A 6,192-nucleotide genomic window follows, 5' to 3' on the forward strand; every position below is an offset into this window, starting at 1 on the left:
CCCAGGCGCTTGCCGGGGTGAGGCTGGCCGGCTTCCAGACCACCGCATTGCCGAAGGCCAGCGCCGGCGCGATCTTCCAGGACGCGGTGGCGATGGGGAAATTCCAGGGCGAAATGATCGCGACGACGCCGAGCGGCTCGCGCTCGATCAACACATCGACGCCGGCCCTGACGGAGTCGGCCGAGCTGCCCAGATTACGCAGCGCCTCGGCGGCGAAATAGGTGAAGAACTGCCCGGCGCGATAGACCTCGCCGACACCTTCGGGAAGGGTCTTGCCCTCCTCGCGCGAGAGCAGTTCGCCAAGCTCCTTCGAACGCGCCATCAACTCGCGCCCGATGGCGTCGAGAACGGCAGCCCGCGCTTCCAGCCCCGCCGCCGCCCATTCCCGCTGCGCGCCTTGCGCCGCCGCCACGGCGTCATGGATATCGGACAGCCGCGCCTGGGCGAAGCGCCCGACGACATCGGTCACATCGGACGGATTGATGTCCTCGGCCCAGCCGGCGCCGTCGCGCCATTCGCCCGCAACGAAGTTCTGACCGTTCAGCATCGTGTTCGACCTGCATCAATTCGGTTGACAACGACCTAACCAATGCTGTGAACTTCAATCAAGCTCAATTTTTGGCACAAATGTTCAGGCAAGCTTAACAGTGACCAAAACCATCAGCCTGACCGGCATGCGCAGCTTCGTCGCGGTCTGCGAGACCGGTGGCGTGCGCGCCGCCGCCGACCAGATCGGCCGTACCCCGTCGGCCGTGTCGATGACGCTCAAGCAATTGGAAGACGATATCGGCGCGCCGCTGTTCGAGAGCGAGCGCAAGGGCGCGCTTTCGCCGGTCGGCCGTATCGTGCTCGACGAGGCGCGCGCCATGATCGCGCATTACGACCGCGCCTGCCTGGCGATGACCAGCTATGCGGCGGACCGGCAGGGCCGCTGCGACGTGGCCAGCGTGCCTTCGGTCGCCGTGACCCTGCTGCCGCGCGCGATCGCCAAGCTTCGCGCCGAAGGCAGCCGGTTCGACATCCATGTCCGCGACAGCGATTCCAGCGCCATCGTCGACGCGGTCGAAAACGGCATGGTGGAGGTGGGCCTGTGCGTGCTCGCCAGCAAGCGGCCGCAGCTCAGCTTCGAGCCGCTGTTCCACGAGCCGCTCGATTTCGTCTGCCCTGCCGATCACCCTTTGGCGAAGTCGAAACGCCCGTTGAAATGGGCTGAGCTCGATGGCGAGAGCTTCATCCGCAACGGCGCGGCCGCGGCGCTCGGGCTCGCCGAGACCGAGGCGCTGGCCGCCGGCTCGAAGCTCACCGCGACCAATGTGAGCTCCAACCTGGCGATGGTGGAGGCCGGGCTCGGCGTCACCATCCTGCCCCGGCTCTGCCGCTGGAAATCGAGCCACGACGTGCACTTCGTTCCGCTTGCCGACCCGCGCTCGAGCCGCACCGTCGGCTGGATCGCCAAGGCGGGCCGCAACCTGCAGCCGGCGTCGCTGCGGTTCATCGAATGCATTCGCCAGCAAGCGCAAGCCGGCGAGAGAGAATTTGGCTATGCGGCGGCATGATTGGCGGGTGATCGGATGACACGACTGACCCAAGCCCGAATCGAGACGCTGGCTTCGGCCGCCCTGCTTCGCCACGGCGCCAGCGAGCGCCAAGCCGGTGCGCTCGCCGCGGCCATCGCGGCGGCCGAACGCGACGGCCTGAAATCGCATGGCCTGATGTATCTGCCGACCTATTGCGAGCATCTGACCTGCGGCAAGGTGCTCGGGCAGGCCGAGCCGCGCCTGACGCGGCCGGCCTCGGCGGTCGTCGCCGTCGATGCCGCAAACGGCTTTGCGCATGAGGCCATCGCCCTCGGCCTGCCGGCGCTTATCGAGGCGGCGCGCTCGCAAGGCGTCGCCGCGCTCGCCATCCGCAACTCCTACAATTGCGGCGCGCTCGGCTATCACACCGAAAACATCGCCCGGAAAGGGCTTGTCGGCCTGGGATTCACCAACGCGCCGGCCTCGATCGCGCCCTGGGGTGGCCGCAAGGCGGCGCTTGGCACCAATCCCTGGTCGCTGGCGGTCCCGGACGGGCGGGGCGGCGCGCGCTTCGTCATCGACCAGAGCGCCAGCGTCGTCGCCAAGAGCGAGGTCATCAAGCGCGCCCGCGCCGGCGAGCCGATCCCTCCCGGCTGGGCATTCGACGCAAGCGGCGAGACGACCACCGATGCCAGCGAGGCCTTGAAAGGCACGATGGCGCCGGCCGGCGGCTACAAGGGCGTCGGTTCGGCATTGCTGGTGGAGGTCTTCGCCGCATGCCTGACGGGAGCCAATCCCGGACTTGTCGCCAGCCCCTTTTCCGGCACCGCCGGTGGCCCGCCTGGAACCGGCCAGTTCTTCCTGGCGGTGTCGCCCGATACGACCTCGACCGGAGCGTTCGCGGGGAATCTGGAAACCGTTGCCGGCGCTTTTGCCGGCGAAGCAAGGCTGCCGGGCACAAGGCGTTTTGGCGCGCGAGAGCGGAACGCAACCGAAGGCATCGAGGTGGCGGCGGAGACGCTCGCCACGCTCGAAAAGCTGGCCGGGACCGCCGCATGACGGCGATCGCGCTGCGCCCGCCGGAGGTCGTCATGCGCCTTAAGCGGCTGGGCGCCGCGCATCCGACGCGTCTCAGCTTCCTGCGCCAGCTGATCCGCCGCGCCACCAGGGAAAAATGGCGTGTGCGCAAGCACCTGTTCGACCTGGAGGACAAGGGGTTCGGGCGCGCGGTCTATGCGGTCGAGACGCCGGCAAGGACCTACAGCCTGGTCGCCTTCTCGACGCCGCTCGACGACGAGAAGCGCTCCGACCGGGTGATCGCGCAGGCCTGGGACACCAGCTACGTGCTTTACGACGGATTGCCGGACGCCCCCGAGATCGCGCGGCTGGAGGCAAATGCGCCGCTGCAGGAGGCGGGCCGCTACACCAATCGCGAGCTCGTGCTGGCGCGCGCCAACAAGAGCGTGCGGCTGTTCGAGGACGTGGTTTCGACGCTGGCGCGCGGGCGGCAGCCCGACGACGAGCAGCTGCTCGGCGTCGGCTATCTGCTGCGCACCACGGCCGTCTACGGCAACGGCAAGTTCGGCATCGCCGACCGCGACGAGATCGCCGGGCGCCCGGAGCTTACCGGATCCTTCCAGGCGGAGATGCTCACCGTCTGGCTGATCCGGTCCTTCACGCTCGACCTTGTCGATCACATCGCCTGTCGCCGCAACCCGGCCGGCGCGGCAAAGCTGGCATCGGGCTTGCGCCGGGCGCTCGGGGTCGGCAATGCGACGGGGCTCGGCATGGCGCCCTTCCTCGTGCGCCATCCGCTGCTGACGCATAGCTGGTTCCTGGCCCGCGAAACCGCGCTGGCGCGGGTGCGGGCAGAGCCGCATGCCGGCGCGGCGGAACGGAGGATCTTTGCGCAAGCGCTCGCCGATTTGTCGCGACGCGTCGCCCGCTGGCACAGCGACGATGATCGCCAGGCCGCCGCGACCATGTCGCTGGCCGCCGATCTCGATGCGCTGGCGGAAAACCTCGACCGGCTCCTGGCGAAACCCCAGCCCTGGGACGCGGTCTATCGCTTCGCGGAAGACAATTTTTCACTGGAAGGGCAGGAAGCCTGCGTCTCGCTGATCCTCGAGCCGCACGGCGCGCTGGTCGACGAGCTCGGCGACACGATGAAGGCCGACGAGACGCCTGGACATGCGATCGACGGCAGCGTCACCTGCGCTTCGCTTCGCCAGGCGCTTCTCGACGCCTATTCCTGGGCGGCTGATGTCGATTTCGCCGACCCGGCTGCCAATGCGCGCTTCTGGTATGTATCGGCGGAGAAGCTCGAGCCCCGGCTCGGCGAGCGGTTCGAGGAGGACGGCGCCGAGCTCGAACAGCCTTTGGCCACCGCGCGCGATGCGCTCAGCCTGGCGGCCGCGCTGGCGCAGGAACCACAATCGGCCAGTGTCGCCGACTTCCTGCTGCGCCGGCCCGAATGGCGCCATGCGGTGCGGCGCGCCCAGATCGTCGCCAGGTTTCCCTACGCCGAGATCCACGACAATCTGATCGGCGCCGACTTGCGGCCCGTCGACATATTGCGCGCCAAGCTGGCGTTCTTCGGCGCGCGCAGTTTCGATCCGCGCTCCGACCGCTGGCTGCGGATCGCGCTGTTCAGCGGCGAGCCGCTGATCGAGGATGTCGCCGCCATGGCGGCCGCAGGAGAGGCCGCGTGATCGAGCTCTCGCTCAACGAAGTGGAGACGCTGAGCACCAAGGCGGCGCGGGGCGCCGGATTTTCATGGGGACTGGCCGAGGATATCGGCCGCGCGGCGCGCCGGATCGCCATCGAAGACGATAATTGGGGCGTGGCCATGCTGAGCCTCGCCGAAAACGCGCAATCCTTTGACCCGCCTGATCCTGCCCGCGCGGCGCGCTGGCGAAAGGGCGAGCCCGACAGGCTTGCCGAAAGGCCGCTCTGCCCGATCCGAACAGCGGCCTTGCTGCTCGACGATCCGCTTCCGGCGAGCGCACTGCCGCTGACCATCATCAATGTCGGCCTGCCAATCTGGCTCGACGCCATGCTGCGCCGCTCGGCCATGCGTGTAGCACGGCCCGTGGGGCCGGCGGCGCACGCCGATGTCGTCGTCGAACACCGCGCCGACATCGATCAGTCGGCCACGGGCCGGCGCGGCGCGATCGACGAGCGGACGCTTGCGGCGCTCAATTCCTTCGCCGCCAGAACCTATGTGCCGGAAAGCGAAAGGTCGCGCGTGCGCGGAGCCGGCGGCGGCCGGGTGGACGATGAATAACAAGGGGAGAACAAAATGAGCGCAGCCGACGGCCAGAAGATCGCCATGCGTGGGGCGGGCTACTACTCGGCCAACACGGTCGGCGCCAAATATGTCATCGACAAGGTCGGCGATCTTGTCGTCAAGGCCGTCGCCGCGATGCCTCGGCTGGCCGATGGCCAGCCTTTCGCCGTCGCCGATTTCGGCGCGGCCGACGGCGGCACCTCGATGGACATGATGCGGCGGCTGGTCGGCGCCGTTCGGGAGAGGGAACCGAACCGGGCGATATCGATCACCTATACCGACCTGCCGCACAATGATTTCTCGACTCTGTTCAGGCTCAGCCAGGGACTGCTTGGCACCTCGACGGAGGTTCCGCTGGCCGAGACGCCCGGGCTCTACATTTTCGGCAGCGGCACCAGCTTCTACCGCCAGATCCTTCCCGACAATTCGCTGTCGTTCGGCTTTTCCGCCACCGCGATGCACTGGATCAGCACGCGGCCCTGCATGATCGCCGACCATGTCCAGGCGGTCGGCGCGACCGAGGCCGAGCGGGCGCAGTTTCGCGCCCAGGGGCTGCGCGACTGGGAGACGATCCTGCTGGCCAGGGCCCGTGAGCTGAGGTCCGGCGGCCGGCTGGCGCTGGCCAATTTCTGCGTCGACGAGGAAGGCCGCTATCTCGGACACACGACCGGGGCCGACATGTTCGACAGCTTCGCACGCCACTGGCGCGATCTGGCCTGGGCCGGACGGATCAGCGAGACGGAATATGTCAACGCGACGTTCCAGCAATTCTACAAGACGCCGGACGAGTTCGCCGCGCCCTTCCTCAATCCCGCTTCGCCGGTGTCGCAGGCCGGACTGAGGCTGGAAAACATCTTCACCATGGTGACGCCGTGCCCCTATGCCGAGGCCTTCCGCGTCCATGGCAACGCACAGACCTTCGCCAGGGCCTATGTGCCGACGCTCCGCTCCTGGTCTGAAACCGTCTTTGCGAACGCGCTCGATCCCTCGCGTCCCGCGGCCGATCGTTCCGCAATCGTCGACGATCTTTATGGCGCGTACGAAGCCGACGTCGCGCGCGCTCCCGAAGGCCACCGGATGGACTACGTCCATTGCGTGACGGAGATCGTCAAAGGCTAGGCGATACCGCCACAAAGTGAACCTCGCGCCGATCCCGGGGGTTAAAGAATTTCAAGCGGCTGGTTCAGCGGTGAGTTCCTGTATTTTCTCGAGGAGATTCTTGACGAGCAGCCGGTAGACGCGCGTGAGTTCGTCCGGCGACAATTCGACTCGGATATCGTACTTGCCGGAATAGCTCGCCTGGAGATCAACGGTTCCGAACAACGTGGTCGCGCCATCGCGGATGTCGGTCGCCACGATCATGTTCGCCAATGGCTGATCCAGCAG

7 protein-coding genes are annotated in these 6,192 nt (G+C 67.5%); 5 read left to right on the forward strand and 2 right to left on the reverse strand.

Features of this window, described 5'->3' with window-relative positions:
- Nucleotides 1–547, reverse strand: a 547-nt coding sequence (locus EOD07_RS18045) for an aldehyde dehydrogenase family protein (RefSeq protein ID WP_127236435.1), incomplete at its 3' end; no start/stop codon positions are given.
- A gap of 100 nt (nucleotides 548–647) precedes the next feature.
- On the opposite strand from EOD07_RS18045, the gene EOD07_RS18050 reads away from it, so the two are divergent.
- The 5 genes from EOD07_RS18050 to EOD07_RS18070 are packed head-to-tail and all read left to right on the forward strand — an operon-like array spanning nucleotide 648 to nucleotide 5,925.
- On the forward strand, nucleotides 648–1,556 hold the full coding sequence (locus EOD07_RS18050; RefSeq protein WP_127236436.1) for a LysR family transcriptional regulator: 909 nt from the start codon (nucleotides 648–650) through the stop codon (nucleotides 1,554–1,556).
- 15 nt (nucleotides 1,557–1,571) lie between these two features.
- Nucleotides 1,572–2,576 (forward strand): Ldh family oxidoreductase, encoded by a 1,005-nt coding sequence (locus tag EOD07_RS18055; RefSeq protein ID WP_127236437.1) that lies wholly within the window; start codon nucleotides 1,572–1,574, stop codon nucleotides 2,574–2,576.
- Entirely contained in the window at nucleotides 2,573–4,228 is a 1,656-nt protein-coding gene (locus tag EOD07_RS18060) for a hypothetical protein (RefSeq protein WP_127236438.1), read from the forward strand. Before EOD07_RS18055 ends, EOD07_RS18060 begins: the two co-directional genes overlap by 4 nt.
- Nucleotides 4,225–4,803: a DUF3726 domain-containing protein gene (locus EOD07_RS18065; protein WP_164772327.1), complete on the forward strand. Its 579-nt coding sequence runs from the start codon at nucleotides 4,225–4,227 to the stop codon at nucleotides 4,801–4,803. Before EOD07_RS18060 ends, EOD07_RS18065 begins: the two co-directional genes overlap by 4 nt.
- Before the next feature lie 15 nt (nucleotides 4,804–4,818).
- The gene (locus tag EOD07_RS18070; RefSeq protein ID WP_127236440.1) at nucleotides 4,819–5,925 is read left to right on the forward strand and encodes an SAM-dependent methyltransferase; all 1,107 of its coding nucleotides are present in this window, start codon (nucleotides 4,819–4,821) and stop codon (nucleotides 5,923–5,925) included.
- Between the two features lie 51 nt (nucleotides 5,926–5,976).
- Here the strand turns inward: EOD07_RS18070 and EOD07_RS18075 are convergent.
- Nucleotides 5,977–6,192 (reverse strand): hypothetical protein (locus EOD07_RS18075; protein ID WP_206519490.1); only part of this gene is annotated, 216 nt, incomplete at its 5' end.

It is taken from the genome of Mesorhizobium sp. M2C.T.Ca.TU.002.02.1.1, from assembly GCF_003997225.1.